15 protein-coding genes are annotated in these 14,154 nt (G+C 71.8%); 5 read left to right on the top strand and 10 right to left on the bottom strand.

Translation table 11 applies throughout. The annotated features are described in order from the left end of the window. Nucleotides 1–146: 146 nt before the first annotated feature. The 6 genes from ACVBD7_RS20065 to ACVBD7_RS20040 all read right to left on the bottom strand — a co-directional run bounded on the left by ACVBD7_RS20065 (nt 147) and on the right by ACVBD7_RS20040 (nt 5,945). Nucleotides 147–632, bottom strand: a complete 486-nt coding sequence (locus ACVBD7_RS20065) for a glutathione peroxidase (RefSeq protein WP_458095010.1) — start codon at nt 630–632, stop codon at nt 147–149. Continuing rightward, on the bottom strand, nt 629–1,777 hold the full coding sequence (locus tag ACVBD7_RS20060; RefSeq protein WP_458095009.1) for a PQQ-dependent sugar dehydrogenase: 1,149 nt from the start codon (nt 1,775–1,777) through the stop codon (nt 629–631). Before ACVBD7_RS20060 ends, ACVBD7_RS20065 begins: the two co-directional genes overlap by 4 nt. After that, nucleotides 1,777–2,109, bottom strand: coding sequence for a thioredoxin TrxA (gene trxA / locus ACVBD7_RS20055; protein WP_458095008.1), 333 nt, complete (start codon nt 2,107–2,109; stop codon nt 1,777–1,779). Before trxA ends, ACVBD7_RS20060 begins: the two co-directional genes overlap by 1 nt. A gap of 234 nt (nt 2,110–2,343) precedes the next feature. Then, nucleotides 2,344–3,279, bottom strand: coding sequence for a hypothetical protein (locus tag ACVBD7_RS20050; RefSeq protein WP_458095007.1), 936 nt, complete (start codon nt 3,277–3,279; stop codon nt 2,344–2,346). 25 nt (nt 3,280–3,304) lie between these two features. Further along, nucleotides 3,305–4,573 (bottom strand): phosphoribosylamine--glycine ligase, encoded by a 1,269-nt coding sequence (gene purD, locus ACVBD7_RS20045; RefSeq protein WP_458095006.1) that lies wholly within the window; start codon nt 4,571–4,573, stop codon nt 3,305–3,307. A gap of 199 nt (nt 4,574–4,772) precedes the next feature. Beyond that, nucleotides 4,773–5,945: a sensor histidine kinase gene (locus ACVBD7_RS20040; protein ID WP_458095005.1), complete on the bottom strand. Its 1,173-nt coding sequence runs from the start codon at nt 5,943–5,945 to the stop codon at nt 4,773–4,775. A gap of 119 nt (nt 5,946–6,064) precedes the next feature. Between ACVBD7_RS20040 and xseA the strand changes: the two genes are divergently transcribed. Then, on the top strand, nt 6,065–7,642 hold the full coding sequence (xseA, locus tag ACVBD7_RS20035; protein WP_458095004.1) for an exodeoxyribonuclease VII large subunit: 1,578 nt from the start codon (nt 6,065–6,067) through the stop codon (nt 7,640–7,642). Between the two features lie 79 nt (nt 7,643–7,721). Next, nucleotides 7,722–8,597 carry a M23 family metallopeptidase gene (locus tag ACVBD7_RS20030; RefSeq protein WP_458095003.1) on the top strand — a complete coding sequence of 292 codons (876 nt, stop codon included), beginning with the start codon at nt 7,722–7,724 and terminating at the stop codon, nt 8,595–8,597. 1 nt (nt 8,598) lies between these two features. On the opposite strand, the gene ACVBD7_RS20025 is transcribed toward ACVBD7_RS20030, so the two are convergent. Continuing rightward, nucleotides 8,599–8,811, bottom strand: a complete 213-nt coding sequence (locus ACVBD7_RS20025; protein ID WP_458095002.1) for a hypothetical protein — start codon at nt 8,809–8,811, stop codon at nt 8,599–8,601. Between the two features lie 243 nt (nt 8,812–9,054). Between ACVBD7_RS20025 and ACVBD7_RS20020 the strand changes: the two genes are divergently transcribed. Continuing rightward, entirely contained in the window at nt 9,055–9,285 is a 231-nt protein-coding gene (locus tag ACVBD7_RS20020; RefSeq protein WP_458095001.1) for a hypothetical protein, read from the top strand. Here the strand turns inward: ACVBD7_RS20020 and ACVBD7_RS20015 are convergent. The 3 genes from ACVBD7_RS20015 to ACVBD7_RS20005 form a co-directional block, all read right to left on the bottom strand. Next, nucleotides 9,282–10,007 (bottom strand): hypothetical protein, encoded by a 726-nt coding sequence (locus ACVBD7_RS20015; protein ID WP_458095000.1) that lies wholly within the window; start codon nt 10,005–10,007, stop codon nt 9,282–9,284. The two genes, ACVBD7_RS20020 and ACVBD7_RS20015, sit on opposite strands and share 4 nt — an antisense overlap. A 57-nt stretch (nt 10,008–10,064) precedes the next feature. Beyond that, nucleotides 10,065–10,598 carry a hypothetical protein gene (locus tag ACVBD7_RS20010; protein WP_458094999.1) on the bottom strand — a complete coding sequence of 178 codons (534 nt, stop codon included), beginning with the start codon at nt 10,596–10,598 and terminating at the stop codon, nt 10,065–10,067. A 75-nt stretch (nt 10,599–10,673) separates the two neighbouring features. Further along, a complete protein-coding gene (locus ACVBD7_RS20005) occupies nt 10,674–11,306 on the bottom strand; it encodes a hypothetical protein (RefSeq protein ID WP_458094998.1) in 633 nt (210 codons plus the stop codon). A gap of 286 nt (nt 11,307–11,592) precedes the next feature. Here ACVBD7_RS20005 and thrC point away from each other — a divergent pair, with 286 nt between their 5' ends. Together thrC and ACVBD7_RS19995 are read left to right on the top strand one after the other, a co-directional pair. Then, on the top strand, nt 11,593–12,996 hold the full coding sequence (gene thrC, locus ACVBD7_RS20000; RefSeq protein ID WP_458094997.1) for a threonine synthase: 1,404 nt from the start codon (nt 11,593–11,595) through the stop codon (nt 12,994–12,996). A 180-nt stretch (nt 12,997–13,176) separates the two neighbouring features. Beyond that, entirely contained in the window at nt 13,177–14,145 is a 969-nt protein-coding gene (locus ACVBD7_RS19995) for a Bug family tripartite tricarboxylate transporter substrate binding protein (RefSeq protein ID WP_458094996.1), read from the top strand. Nucleotides 14,146–14,154: the final 9 nt, after the last annotated feature.

Genomic DNA, 14,154 nt, shown 5'->3' with positions numbered 1-14,154 from the left:
GGGAGTGAACTCCCCTAAACCCCCGCCTTCTTTTGAGGGATAGCGCTGGCGAACCAGCGACACCGGCGCGACGACAAACTCGCAAAAATAGATGAGGGGGTCGAACGCATGCGTTCGACGGGAGAATACCTTCTCCCCGGCCTTTTCTATGCGTCCAGCAACCGCTCGATCTCGCCCGAAAGCTTCTCTGGCGCCGTGGCCGGCGCATACCGCGCCACCACCCGCCCGTCGCGCCCCACCAGGAACTTGGTGAAGTTCCACTTCACCGCCTGCGTGCCCAATGCCCCGGGCGCGGCCTGCTTCAGGTGCTGGAACACCGGATCCGCCCCCGCCCCGTTCACCTCCACCTTGGCGAAGACCGGGAAGCTCACCTCGTACTTCGTCGTGCAGAAACTGGCGATTTCCGCCGCATCCCCCGGCTCCTGCCGCCCGAACTGGTTGCACGGGAAGGCAAGCACCTGGAACCCGCGCGACCCATACCGCCGCTGCAACGCCTCCAACCCGGCATACTGGGGCGTGAAGCCGCACTGACTCGCCGTGTTGACGACCAGCAGCACCTGCCCCCGATACGCCTCCAGCGGCTGCGCCCCACCGCCCGGAAGCGGCGCCGTCAACGAGAGAAGATCGCTCATTCCGCCGGCTCCAGCCGCAGCACCCGCCCGCGGTCCTCATCCGTCAGGACGTAGAGCAGCCCGTCCGGCCCCGTCAGCACCTGCCGGAACCGCGTCCGCCCCCAGAGCAACCGCTCCTCACCCGTCACCCGATCCCCATCCATGGTCAGCCGCACCAGCCCGGGCGGCCGCAGCGCCGCCACGAACAGATTGCCCCGCCATCCCGGGAACCGGTCGCCCGTGTAGAAATTCGCGCCCGACGGACTCACCGCCGGCGTCCAGTGCCGCAGCGGCTCCTCGATCCCCGGCGCGCTCTGCCGCCCCGTCCCGATCGGGCTGCCATCATAATCCACGCCATAGGACACCAGGGGCCAGCCGTAATTCGCCCCGGCCCGCAGCAGGTTCACCTCGTCCCCACCCCGCGCCCCGAACTCCACCTCGATCACGGAGCCCGTCGCCGGATTCACCGCCAACCCCTGCGGGTTCCGGTGCCCATAGGTGAAAATCTCAGCCCTCGCGCCGTCCCGCCCGACGAACGGATTGTCCTGAGCCGGCCGCCCATCCCGCTCCAGCCGCAGCACCTTCCCGGCCAGATCGCCCAGCCGCTGCGCGCGCTCCTTGTCCGTGTAGCGATCCGCGGTGGAGAGCAGCAGCTTCCCATCCCGCCCGAACACGATCCGGCACCCGTAATGGTTCCGCCCCGAGGCCTGGGCCGGCGTCGCATCCAGCAGCGTCGCCGCCCCTTCGAGCCGCGTCATATCCGCCGAGAATCGCGCGGTGGACAGCCGCGTCAGCACCCCGCCCTGCGCCGCCCCCGCCAGGCAGAAATACACCTGCCGCGAGCTGGCGAAGTCCGGCGCGAGCGCAACGTCGAGCAACCCGCCCTGCCCCTGCGCCACCACCTCCGGCACGCCCGGCACCGGCGCCGAAACCGCCCCGTCCGTGCCGATGATCCGCAGCCGCCCCGGCCGCTCCGTCACCAGCAGCCGCCCGTCCGGCAGAAACGCCGCGCCCCAGGGATGATCGAGCCCCGTGGCAAAGTCCCGCACCCGGAACCCCGCCCGCTCGCTCCGCACCACCTCCTGAGACGAAACAGGGGCCGCGGCACACGCCGCGAGCCCCCATCCCATCACCAGGGCAAGAAGGCGCCCAGCGCGCAACCGCATCAGCCCGCGATCGCCTGATCCACCCAGGCCCGCAGCTGGCCGCGGGGCATTGCGCCCACCTTCATGTCCACGGGCTTGCCGTCCTTGAACAGGATCATCGTCGGGATGCCGCGCACCGCATACTCGTTCGGCACCATCGGATTCTCGTCGATGTTCACCTTCGCGACGGTCAGCTTGCCCTGATAATCCTTGCCGATCTCATCCAGGATCGGCCCGACCATCCGGCACGGCCCGCACCACTCCGCCCAGAAATCGACCAGCACGGGGCCCTCGGCCTCCAGCACATCGGCCTTGAAACTGTCGTCGCTGACAGCCTTGGTGTTCTCGCTCATCTCGATCTCATGTCCCGAAAGGGGTTGGTTGGGAGAGAAAGTCGGGACGCGATGGGCACCGGTCAAGCCTGCCGCCCGGGGGAAGCGCCGAAGGCCAAGAACCAAGGCCACGCAAACCACCCTGCCAGCCGCCTGAGGTCATCGACCTCAGGCGCACCCACCCAGACAGATGGAAGGTCCAGGAAACTCAGTTTCCTGGTGGAGGGTCCAGGGAGGCGAAGCCTCTCTGGGGGCCTACCCGAACAACCCCGGTCCCCGCCGCCCCGGCGGCACATCCGTCACCCCCGCCGCCCGCGGGTTCCACCACCACCGCCCACCGGGCCCCAGGGCCACCCCGCCCTGGAACCGGGGCCCCGGCACATAGCGCTCCTCCCCCGCCAGAACCGCCGCCCCGCGCGGCGACAGCCCATGCGGCGCCTCGCGCGAAAGCAGCCGGCGCGTCCCGGTGGAAAGCCGCGCCACCACGTCCCGCACGATCAGATCGGTGACGTGGAACGCCGGATCGGCCGCGCGGAGATGCCGAAACAGCGCGCCCTCATCCCCCGCCCCGGAAGCGGCCCCTTGCATCACCAGCCGCTCGGTCAGCCCCAGCCCGTCCGTCACCCAGGGCAGGTCCTGCAGATGCCGCCGCATCGCCCGCGCCAGATGCGGCAGGGGCAAGGCGCGGCGCGAAAGCCGGTCCAGCGCCGTCGGGTCCGGGCTGGCGAAGGCACGCCACACCTCCGCGCCCGCTTCCACCGCCGCCCAGTCCAGCGGCACCGGCACCAACGCCTCCAGCTCCTCCTGAGGCATCTCGGGGAAGGATCGAACCCCGTCGGCCGGCACCAGCCACAGCTTCCCGGCCAGCACGGGCCAGTCCGCCAGCAGCGAGAGCAGCCGGATCAGCACCGCCTGGTCCCACAGATCATGCTCGAACCACAGCAGCACACGCCCGTACCCGGATAGCCCGCGCAGCGCCGCATACTCCCCCAGCAGCCGCGTCCGCACCGCACCCACCCCGGGCGCGTAATGCCCCGCCACGAAGCCCGCGCGGCGGGAGACATATTCCTCGGGAAACGCGCCATCGACCGGCCCCTGGCACACCGGATCGGCCAGGCAGAGGTAGTCCCCGGGCACCCGCCCCCGCAGGTCGTCCCCGCAGCGGATGGAGGCGATGCGCCCCTCGCTCAACCCAGCCCCCTCGAAGCGCCCGGCTTCACAGTGCCCGGTACGCGATGTCGCGCCGGAAGAATCCGCCCGGCCAGTCCAGCGCGTCCACGGCCGCATAGGCCGCCTCCCGCGCCGCGCGCAGGTCCGGCGCCGAAGCCCCGATCCCCAGCACCCGCCCGCCCGAGGCCACCACCGCCCCATCTTCTCCGCGCGCCGTCCCCGCCTGGAACACCCGCGCGCCCGGCACCGCGGCCGCCTTCTCCAGCCCCCCGATCCGCTCGCCCTTCACCACGGCGCCCGGATACCCCCGCGCCGCCACCACCACGACCAGCGACGGCTCTTCCGACCACTCCAGCGAAACCCCCGAGAGATCCCCGCGTGCGGAGGCCACCAGCGCCGGCAGCAAATCACTCCGCAGCCGCATCATCAGCGCCTGGCACTCCGGATCCCCGAAGCGCACGTTGAACTCGATCACCCGCGGCCCCGTGGCCGTCAGCATCAACCCCACGAACAGCACCCCGCGGAAGGGCGAACCCCGCCGGCTCATCTCCGCCAGCACGGGCTGCACCACGCGGGCCAGCACCTCGTCCCGCATCGCGTCCGTGAAGGCCGGCGGCGGCGAATAGGCGCCCATCCCGCCCGTATTCGGCCCGGTGTCGCCATCGCCGACGCGCTTGTGGTCCTGGGCGGCGGCCAGCGGCACCGCGCGCACGCCGTCGCAGAGCGCGAAGAAGGACGCCTCCTCCCCCATCATGCACTCCTCGATCACCACGGAAGCGCCCGCCGCGCCATGCACGCGGCTCTCCATGATGTCGGCGATCGCCGCCTCGGCATCGGCCACCGTCGCGGCGACCACCACGCCCTTCCCGGCCGCCAGCCCATCCGCCTTGACCACGATCGGCGCGCCCTGCGCCCGCACATAGTCCCGCGCCGCCGCCGGATCGTCGAACCGCGCCCAGGCCGCCGTCGGCGCGCCGGCGGCATCCAGAACCTCCTTGGTGAAGGCCTTGGACCCCTCGAGCATCGCCGCCGCCGCGCTCGGCCCGAAGCAGAGGATCCCCACCGCCGCGAGGGCATCCGCCAGCCCCAGCGTCAGCGGCGCCTCCGGCCCCGCCACCACCAGGTCCACCCCCTGCGCGCGCGCAAAGGCCACCAGCCCCGGAACATCCTCCGCCCCGACGCCCACGCATTCAGCATGCTCCGCGATCCCCGGATTCCCCGGGGCGCACCACAGCTTCGTCAGCAGGGGGCTCTCGGCAATCCGCCACGCCAGCGCGTGCTCGCGACCACCGCCGCCGACCAGCAGAACCTTCATGCGCGCCCGAACCCCCGGATGACCTGCGCCGCCTTATGGCGCGGAAGCCTCCCGTCCGTCAGGGGCCCCTTTGCCTCCCAATCTCTCAAACGGGGAGACCCGGGCTCCGCGGCCCCACGATCAGGCTGCCGCGGATACGATGATCAAGGCACAGCGCACTGGCCGGGAGGCTGAGGACCGCCGGCCCCGCAGATCCGCCCTACGCCGCCACGGGGAAGGTCACGCAGAATCCCGTCCCCCGCTCCTGCGGCTCCTGCTCGATCCGCCCGCTCACCTGCTGCACCAGCCGCCGCACCAGCTCCGTGCCCGAGCTGCCGGCCCGCGGCGGCCCCATCCCCATCCCGTCATCCCGCACGCAGAGCCGCCCCTCGCCCCCGGGCAGCACCTCGAACTCCACCCGGATCACCCCGCCCCCACCCTCGGGGAAGGCGTGCTTCAGGGCGTTCGTCACCAACTCGTTCACCACCAGCCCTAGCGGCACCGCCCGCCCGTGCGGCAGCCCCAGCGGGGCGAGATACGTCTCGATCACCACTCCCTCCCGCCGCTTGGAAAGGTTCCCACACAGCGCCGCCAGGTAACCCGCCAGCTCGATCTCCCCGCTGCCGCGCCCGAGATTCAGCTGGTCATGCGCCACCCCGATCGCGGCCACACGGTCCAGCACATGGCCAAATATCCGCTTCCCCTCCGCATCCGTCAGGCGCCGCCGCTGCAGCACCAACAGGGAGAGGATGAGCTGCAGGTCGTTCTTGCTCCGGTGCTGCAGCTCCACCCGCAGCATCCGCTCCTGCGCCAGAAGCCGCGCCGCATCCGCCGCCGCGTCCAGCGCCACCGATTCCCTGTTCCGGCCGCGCAGCGCCAGCCCCAGCATGCTCCCCAGCGTCGAGAGGAACTGCACGTCATCCGTCCCGAAGGCTGCGAGACGCTCGCTATCGGCCTCCAGCACGCCCCAGACATCCCCATCCACCGCCACCGGCACGTTCACCACCGAGACGATCCCGTGCTCCCGCAGCACCGGGGAGATGCGGAAATCCGGGTCATGGGGCAGGTCGTTGATCACATTCGCCACCCGCGTCCGCAGCGCCTGCCCGGGCGGCGAGGCCAGGTCGGTCGCCAGGCTCACATGCCCCACCACCCCCGGCCGCCACCCTACCCCCGCCACGATCAGCAGGTCCCCCATCTCGGGCCGGTGGCGCATCGCCTTGGTGTGCCGGATGCCGATCCCACGAGCGGCCTGCACGCAGGCCAGCTGCACCAGCACCTCCGGCTCCCCGCCCTCCCCGACCAACCGGCCGAAATCAGCCAGGATCTCGCCATAGCGACGCAGCCGGGTGAGCCGGTCGACCGTCAAATCCTGGGCGTCGTCCATGGGCATAGGCGGCCATCGTCTCCGGGCTGTTCCAGAATCGCAAGGGCCCGGGCGGGCGGCGCATTCCGGGGGAAGGTGTCGTCCCCCGCGTGGCGCGCAAGGTCCCGAGCCCCCATAATGCCCGAATGGACGGCAGCGCCACCAACATACCCGAATACAGCGTCTCCGAGATCTCGGGCGCGGTGAAACGCACGCTGGAAAGCGCCTTCGGCCGCATCCGCGTGCGCGGCGAGATCTGCGAGTTCAAGACCTACCCCTCCGGCCACTCCTACCTCTCCATGAAGGACGAGAGCGGCACCATTCGCGCCATCATCTGGCGCGGCGCCCTCTCCAAGCTCCAGGTGAAGCCCGAGAACGGGGTGGAGGTGATTGCCACAGGCAAGATCACCGCGTCGGACAAGCGCTCGGATTACGCGCTGCAGATCGAGAAGCTGGAATACGCCGGCGAAGGCGCCTTGCTGGCCCGCATCGAGAAGCTGCGCCTTCGCCTCGGCGCCGAGGGCCTGTTCGACGAGGCGCGCAAGCGCCCCCTCCCCTTCCTACCCGAGGTGATCGGCGTCATCACTAGCGAGAAGGGCGCGGTCCTGCACGACATCCGCACCACCCTTGCCCGCCGCTTCCCCCGCCGCGTCCTCCTCATCCCCGTGGCCGTCCAGGGCCAGGGTGCCGCCGAGCAGGTCGCCGCCGCCATCGCCACCATGGCCACCCTCTCCCCGCTCGGCCGCATCCCCCGCCCCGACGTCATCATCGTCGCCCGCGGCGGCGGCAGCCTTGAAGACCTGATGGCCTTCAACGAGGAGATCGTGGTCCGCGCCGCCGCCGCCTCCCCCATCCCCCTCATCTCGGCGGTGGGCCACGAGACCGACACCACCCTCATCGACTTCGCCTCCGACCGCCGCGCCCCCACCCCCACCGCCGCCGCCGAGCTCGCCGTCCCCTCCCGCGAGGAACTGACGGCCGCCCTCCACCAGCGCGGCACCCGCCTCGCCCGCGCGGCGCATTCCGTGCTGGAACGCGGCCATCTCCGCCTCTCCCGCGCCGGCGCCGGCTTGCCCGACCTCCCCGCCCTCATCGCCGCCGGCCGCAACCGGCTGGAGGACCGCACCCACCGCCTCGGCCTCGCCCCCCGCGCCCTCCTCGCCGCCAAGCGCCGCGCGCTCGAAGGCACCGCCGCCCGCCTCCCCCGCCCGCAGGAAGCCATCGCCGCCCGCCGCGCCGCCCTCACCCTGCTGGAGCTTCAGATCGCCGGCGCCGCCCGCACCCGCATCGCCCACGGCTCCCGCGCCCTGGCCCGCCTGCCCGACCCCGCCCCCCTCCTCCGCGCCCGCCTCCGCGAATCCCGCGCCAGCTTCACTCGCGCCGCCGAACGGCTGGACGCCGCCCGCCAGCGCCGCCTCACCGAGCGCGCCACCGCCCTCGCCCGCATCCCCGACCCCACCCCTTTCCTCGCCGCCCGCCTCCGCGAATCCCGCGCGGCCCTCCACGGCCTCGCCGCCCGCCTCGAAGGCGCCTCCTACGGCGCCCTTCTCGAACGCGGCTTCGCCCTGGTGCGCGACAGCAACGGCCAGCCCGTCACCGCCGCCGGTCAGGTCGCTGCGGGCCAGAAGCTGGAGCTGCAATTCGCCGATGGCAGCATCAGCGTGACGGACGACCGCGCGAAGCGGCGCGGCAAGGCCGCCGTGCCGCAGGACACGCTGCTGTAAGCAAGGCCGGGGGGAAGTATCCCCCATCGGACGCATGCGTCCGATTCCCTTCTATTTCTATCAGTTTGCTGGAGCGCCCATGGCCACTGTCCGCGGCAGCCTTGAAAACAAAGATGAGGGGTCCGGGGAGAATTCCCTATCCCCGGCCTTCCGGCGCCGCACCGCCCTGGCCCTCCCCACCCTCCTCCTCGCACGCCCGGCCGCAGCCGCCCTGATCCTCCCCGAGCGCATCTCCCAGGGCGCCCTCGTCACCGGCCGCACCGAGCCCGGCAGCCGCATCGCATTCGAGGGCCGCCCCTGCCGCGTCTCCCCCCAGGGCCTTTTCGTCTTCGGTCTCGGCCGGGATGCCGCGCCGCAAGCCACCCTCACCGTCACCGGCCCCTCCGGCACGCGGGAAGAGCGGCGCATCGCGGTCGCCCCGCGCGAATGGGACATCCAGCGCCTGAACGGCCTGCCCGGCGGGATGGTGACCCCGGACACGGAGGCCATGGCCCGCATCCGTGGCGAGCAGGAGCGCCTGAACGCCGCCCGCCGCACGGATACGGCGACGCCCCATTTCGCCGAAGGCTTCGAATGGCCAGCGCGCGGCCGGATCAGCGGCGTCTATGGCAGCCAGCGCATCCTGAACGGCCAGCCCCGCGCGCCGCATCTGGGCCTCGATGTCGCCGTGCCCGTCGGCACCCCGCTCACCGCCGCAGCAGGCGGCCGCGTGACGCTCGCCGAGGATCTCTACTTCACCGGAAACACGATGCTGATCGAGCACGGCCACGGCGTGACCACGCTCTACGCCCACATGTCGCGAATGGATCTGCGGGAAGGTGATGCCGTGTCACGCGGCCAGATCATCGGCGCGTCCGGCGCCACCGGCCGCGTCACCGGCCCGCATCTGCATCTCGGCCTGTTCTGGCTCTCGACCTCGCTCGATCCGCGTCCCGTCCTGCCCGGGCAGCCCTAGGTCAGGCTGCCGCCGGGCGCATCCCGATGGCGGGCACCGGCGGCCAGGCCGGCACCATGCTCGGCCCCGGCCGCAACGCGACCAGTCCGCCGCGCGGATCCTGCCACGGCCGGTCCAGACCCGAGGCCAGCACCGGCACCATGGCCGCGCGCGTCGCCCCGCGCAGGAGAACCCGCGGCGGGAAGTAATCGCGGCCGGGAAGCGGAACGCGCATGGAAACCGAACTCCAATCCAAGGCGGGCCCCGAAAGGGGTTGAAGGCCGCCGTGCCCGAGGTGTTGCCCCGGATGCCACCCCGCAAGGAGGAGGTGCCGTGACAAGACGGTGAAGGGGTTCCCATGCCGCCAGCGCCCGAACGCCGTGTACCCGAACGCGTTGCGCGTCGCCGCAGCCCTTCCACAAGCGGCACGACGGGCCGGTTAAGTCTTCATTCATAAAACGTCTCGAAATTGCGACCCATGCCGTCGCCCGCATCCGCCCACGCCACAGCCGAGGCACCGATCGTCGCCATCTTCCCCAGCGACGACCACGCCCTTGCCGCCGTCACCGAAACCAGCGCCGAACTCCTGCGCAGCCCCGCTCCGGGCGTGCTCCTCCTCCGCCCAGCCCGTGGCCTCAGCGAACGTCTCTACGCCGCCGGCGCCATCGTTGTGGTGCCCGGACAAAACCCGCCACGCGATCGCGCTTAACCGATCACCTGCAGCGCATGGGCAAGCAGCAGAATCATCCCGGCCAGTGAGACCAGGATCGTCGCCAGATCCCATCCTGACGGCGAAGCGCCGCGCATCGCCAGACCCGCCGCACGGCGCTCCGCGATCGCGGTCAGCTGCCCCGCGGCGAAACGCGCGATCAGCCAGAGCAGCACGGCATTCACCACCAGCCAGAACCCACCCGCCGGCTTCACCCCGGCCAGGAGCAGGAACAGCGGCGCGGCTTCCCAGTGACGAAGCGTGGCGAAGGCGCCGCCCGGCGCAAGCGCATCCGCCGCCCCGAAGCCGCGCGTCAGCGCCGCCCGGTTCCGCCAGGCGGAGAGAATGCCCGCCACCGCTCCCAGGATGGCGAGCATCGCCGCGAGAAGGCCCGGCGCACCCATCAACACGACCAGGCCCTCTGCCGTTTTCGGCCCCGCGAACCCCGCCAGCCACCCCTCCACCCCGCCGCGCACCCGCATCGCCAGCGGCCCCAGCCCGGGAAGCCAACTGTCGCGATCGGCGCCGAGAAGGATGACGCCAGCCATGACCCCCAGCCCGGCCCAGGACACGGCCGAGGCCGCGCGCTGCGGGGCCGCCGCACCCGGCCCACCCGCGGCCAGGAAAGCCGCCCGGGCCAGCCGCCGGTCGGCCTGCGCCGGCGCGGGCTCCGGCCCCGTCCAGCCCCGGCTGTCCACTCCCGGCGCGGCCTCCTTGCTCATCACACCCCGCTATCCCGTCGCGTCACCGCCCAAAGTCACGCCCCGGGCCGGCAAACCCTAATTCAGCACCACCCCGTTCAGCGCGATCCGCCGCACCGACACCTGCACCATCACCTGCGCAACACCGGCCGCGGCGGAATGGGACGCCGTGAAGGCCAGCACCTTCGCCCCCTCCATCTCGTAGCGCGTCACGACCGCGGCGCCCGAGGCCTGGGGCGCAGTCATCGTCACCACCGCCTTGCGCGCCGCATCCGGCCCCACCTCTCCCTGCCGCGCCCATTCCAGCAGGAAGGTGTCGATCGGACGGATCGCGCCCAGCGACACCATCACATCCGCCCGTGAATCCCCCCGCGCATCCATCGACCGGGTGACCGAGACCGAGACATCATCCACCTGGTACTCGCGCGCGCTCCCCCCGCCCGGCGCCTCCAGCGCCAGCGTGACCGTCTGCGCCGGCGTCACCTGCTCCGGCGTCACCTGCATCGGGGCCGTCTGCTCCGCGGGCGCTCCCTCCACCACCGGCACCTGCGCGCCCACCGGCCAAGCCGCGGCCAGCAGGAACCCCAGGGACAGCATCGCCGATCGTTTCATCACACTCTCCATCCAGCCACGCCCCAACGCGGCGCCCCACCCGCAGGATGCCCGCCCGATGACCGGACCCGCCTCTCAGCACCCGTGAAACCCACCCCCTGGCAGCGGCGCCAGTTCCAGCACCCCCAGCACCCGGAACCCGCCCCCGGGCTCCACCACCGCAAAGGTCCCCTCCGGCAAGGCCCGCCCGCCCACTGCCGGCCCCGCGATCAGGATCAGCGGCGTCCGATGCCCGACCACCACCCGGTTCACCCCCGGCGCGACCGGCGCCGACAGCAACCGCCGATGCCCCGCCATCACCTCCGCCAACCGCGCGCCGGCATAGTCATCCGCCAGCAGATCATCCGTCACCCGCACCCGATCCGCCCCGAAGACCGCCTCCGCCGTATCCCGCGCCCGGAACACCGGCCCCACTGGCACCGGAAACTCCACCGGAATCCCCAGCTCCCCCAACCGCCGCCCGATCGCCGCCGACTGCGCCCGCCCCTCCGCCGAGATATTCCGCTGCCCCGCCCGATCCCCCACGGCGAAGGACCGATCACACGCCTCCCCCCGGGTATCCGCGTGCCGCAAGAACATCACGAGCCCACCCGCCCGCAGCCGCGCCACCAGCGCATCCCCCTCCGGCATCCCCGGCCGCACCGGCGCCAGCTCCTGCGCCAGCACAGGGACCGAGAGCAGCAGGAAGATGAGGATGCGCCGGATCATGCGGGGCATCCTGGCCCTGGGGAGAGGAAGAAGGAATTCTTCCTCTCCCCAGACCCCTCACCATCATCTTTTTCTTCGGATGGAATCGCTTGGCGGACGGTGCGCCTCGGGTCCACGACCCGAGGCGACGGCCAGGGCAGGATCGCACCGCGGCAGCCAGACGGAGGTCCAGGGGCCTCAGGCCCTTGGCGGGAGAGGTCTGGAGAGGGCAGCGCCCTCTCCAGCGCCGCCCAGCCCCCCGTCACGCGCCATTCCGGCCCCGCTCCCTTTCCGCTAAGCCCTCCGCATGCGCTACGTCTCCACCCGCGGCGAGGCCGCCCCCCGTTCCTTCGAAGCCGTCCTCCTGGCCGGGCTGGCCGAGGATGGCGGCCTGTTCCTGCCGGAGACCTGGCCCGTCCTCACGGCGGACGAGTGGGACGCCCTGCGCGGCCTCCCATACCCCGACCTCGCCGCGAACATCATCGCCCGGTACACCGGCGACACCTTCGAGCCCGGCGTGCTGCTGACCATGTGCCGGGACGCCTATGCGGGCTTCACCACGCCCGCCGTCGCCCCGCTGATCCAGCTCGACGAGCGCCGCTTCGCGCTCGAGCTGTTCCACGGCCCGACGCTCGCCTTCAAGGACTTCGCCCTGCAGCTGCTGGGCCGCATGTTCGACCATGTGCTGGCCCGCCGCGGCAAGCGCATCACCATCGTCGGCGCCACTTCCGGCGACACCGGTTCCGCCGCCATCGAGGCATGCAAGGACCGCACGAATCTCGACATCGTCATCCTCCACCCCGAAGGCCGCACCAGCCCCGTGCAGCGCCGACAGATGACGACCGTGCTCTCCCCCAACGTGCGCAACCTCGCCATCAAGGGCGATTTCGACACCTGCCAGGACATGGTGAAGGCCATGTTCAACGACGCGCCCTTCCGCCGCGAGATGAACCTTTCCGCGGTGAACTCCATCAACTGGGCCCGCATCGCGGCGCAAATCCCCTACTACGTCTACGCCGCCCTCGCGCTCGGCGCCCCGCAGCGCGAGATCGCCTTCGCGGTCCCCACCGGCAACTTCGGCAACGTCTTCGCCGCCTGGGCCGCGCGCCGCATGGGCCTGCCCATCTCCACCCTCATCATCGGCTCCAACCGCAACGACATCCTCGCGCGCTGGATCACCGCCAACGACATGACGGCGCAGCCCGTCATCCCCAGCCTGTCGCCGAGCATGGACATCCAGGTCTCCTCCAACTTCGAGCGCCTGCTCTTCGAACTTCTCGGCCGCGACGGCGCGGGTACCGCCGCCACCATGCGCGCCTTCCGCGACACCGGCCGCATGCCCATCCCCGACGCCGCTTGGCGCACCGCCACCGCCCTCTTCCGCGGCGTCGCCGTCTCCGACGAGGACACCATCGCCGAGATGCGCCGCCTGCACGCGCAAGGCTACCTCGCCGACCCCCACACCGCCGCCGGCACCTTCGCCAGCCACGCCACGGCGCCGGACTCCCCCACCACCCCCATCATCATCGCCGCCACCGCCCATCCCGCGAAGTTCCCCGACGCTGTGGAACAGGCCACCGGCACCCGCCCGGACCTGCCGCCCCACATGGCCGACCTCTACGAGCGCGAGGAACGCTTCACCGTGCTGCCGAACGACCTGGCGGCGGTGGAATCGGCCGTGCGCGCGCACGCGCGGCGCAACGCGGGGTAGAAGGCCGGGGAGAAGGAATTCTCCCCGGACCCCTCATCTTCTTTTGCAAGTTTTTCGTCGCGCCAGTGCCACCCGCGCGCCAACGCACCAGACAGGAATAGAAGGGGGCCCGGGGGGATACTTCCCCCGACCTTCCCACCTATGCTCACGCCCAAGGAAACGTCCAAAGGCACAGCAAACATGCCGGCCCCCTCACGCCGCCAGCTCCTCACGGCCGCCCTCGCCGCGACCGCAGCACCCGCCCTCGCGCAATCCGCCTGGCCCGCCCGCCCCATTCGCGTCGTCGCCTCCTACGCCCCCGGCGGCGGCGTGGACGTGCCCACGCGCATCCTCGCCGAAGCCATGGGCGCCACGCTTGGCCAGACAATGGTGGTGGAGAACCGCGCGGGCGCCACGGGCTCCATCGGCGCCGCCGCCGTCGCCCAGGCCGCGCCCGATGGCTACACAATCCTGTCGGACGCCTCCGGCCAGGCGCTCAACCCCGCGTTGATGACGAATCTCTCCTTCGACTACGCCACCGCCTTCGCCCCCATCGGCCGCGTCTGCACCCTGCCGCAGGTTCTGGTCGTACTGCCTGCCGGCCCGCAGAGCCTGGCCGCGCTGATGGAGGCCGCGCGCAAGACGCCGGGCATGACCTACGCCTCTTCCGGCATCGCCTCCGGCCCGCATCTCGCGGGCGCCGTGCTGTCGCGCCGCGCCTCGCTCGGCCTCGTGCACGTCGCCTATCGCGGCTCCGCGCCCGCGATGCAGGATGTGCTCTCGGGCGCGGTGGACATGGCCTTTTCCACCACGCCCCAGGCCGTGCCCCTGATCCGCGAGGGCCGCCTGCGCGCCCTCGCCGTCACCACCCGCGAACGCCTTCCCTTCCTGCCCGATGTCCCCACCGTGGCGGAACAGGGCTTCGACGGCTTCGACGTGAATGATTGGGTGGCGATGTGGGCCCCCGCCGCCACGCCGACGCCGATCCTCGATCGCCTGAACACCGCACTCAACGAAGCCCTCGCCGATCCTGCGCGGCGAGACCGCCTGCTCAACGGCCTCGGCGTGCTGCCGACGGGCGGCACCCGCGAGGAACTCGCCCGCTTCGTCACCGAACAGCGCGCCGCGATGCGCGAGGTGGTGCGCGCGGAAAATATCCGCCTGGAATGATCAGGCGGC

It is taken from the genome of Roseomonas sp. WA12 (assembly GCF_054165765.1).
This window is presented reverse-complemented; position numbering and strand designations above follow the sequence as displayed.

What these genes read in the sequence shown, in the direction of transcription:
- ACVBD7_RS20065 (WP_458095010.1), bottom strand. Translation starts at nt 632, where the DNA reads ATGAGCGATCTTCTCTCGTTGACGGCGCCGCTTCCGGGCGGTGGGGCG.
- ACVBD7_RS20060 (WP_458095009.1), bottom strand. Translation starts at nt 1,777, where the DNA reads ATGCGGTTGCGCGCTGGGCGCCTTCTTGCCCTGGTGATGGGATGGGGG.
- trxA (WP_458095008.1), bottom strand. Translation starts at nt 2,109, where the DNA reads ATGAGCGAGAACACCAAGGCTGTCAGCGACGACAGTTTCAAGGCCGAT.
- purD (WP_458095006.1), bottom strand. Translation starts at nt 4,573, where the DNA reads ATGAAGGTTCTGCTGGTCGGCGGCGGTGGTCGCGAGCACGCGCTGGCG.
- ACVBD7_RS20040 (WP_458095005.1), bottom strand. Translation starts at nt 5,945, where the DNA reads ATGCCCATGGACGACGCCCAGGATTTGACGGTCGACCGGCTCACCCGG.
- xseA (WP_458095004.1), top strand. Translation starts at nt 6,065, where the DNA reads ATGGACGGCAGCGCCACCAACATACCCGAATACAGCGTCTCCGAGATC.
- ACVBD7_RS20030 (WP_458095003.1), top strand. Translation starts at nt 7,722, where the DNA reads ATGGCCACTGTCCGCGGCAGCCTTGAAAACAAAGATGAGGGGTCCGGG.
- ACVBD7_RS20025 (WP_458095002.1), bottom strand. Translation starts at nt 8,811, where the DNA reads ATGCGCGTTCCGCTTCCCGGCCGCGATTACTTCCCGCCGCGGGTTCTC.
- ACVBD7_RS20020 (WP_458095001.1), top strand. Translation starts at nt 9,055, where the DNA reads ATGCCGTCGCCCGCATCCGCCCACGCCACAGCCGAGGCACCGATCGTC.
- ACVBD7_RS20015 (WP_458095000.1), bottom strand. Translation starts at nt 10,007, where the DNA reads ATGAGCAAGGAGGCCGCGCCGGGAGTGGACAGCCGGGGCTGGACGGGG.
- ACVBD7_RS20010 (WP_458094999.1), bottom strand. Translation starts at nt 10,598, where the DNA reads ATGAAACGATCGGCGATGCTGTCCCTGGGGTTCCTGCTGGCCGCGGCT.
- ACVBD7_RS20005 (WP_458094998.1), bottom strand. Translation starts at nt 11,306, where the DNA reads ATGATCCGGCGCATCCTCATCTTCCTGCTGCTCTCGGTCCCTGTGCTG.
- thrC (WP_458094997.1), top strand. Translation starts at nt 11,593, where the DNA reads ATGCGCTACGTCTCCACCCGCGGCGAGGCCGCCCCCCGTTCCTTCGAA.
- ACVBD7_RS19995 (WP_458094996.1), top strand. Translation starts at nt 13,177, where the DNA reads ATGCCGGCCCCCTCACGCCGCCAGCTCCTCACGGCCGCCCTCGCCGCG.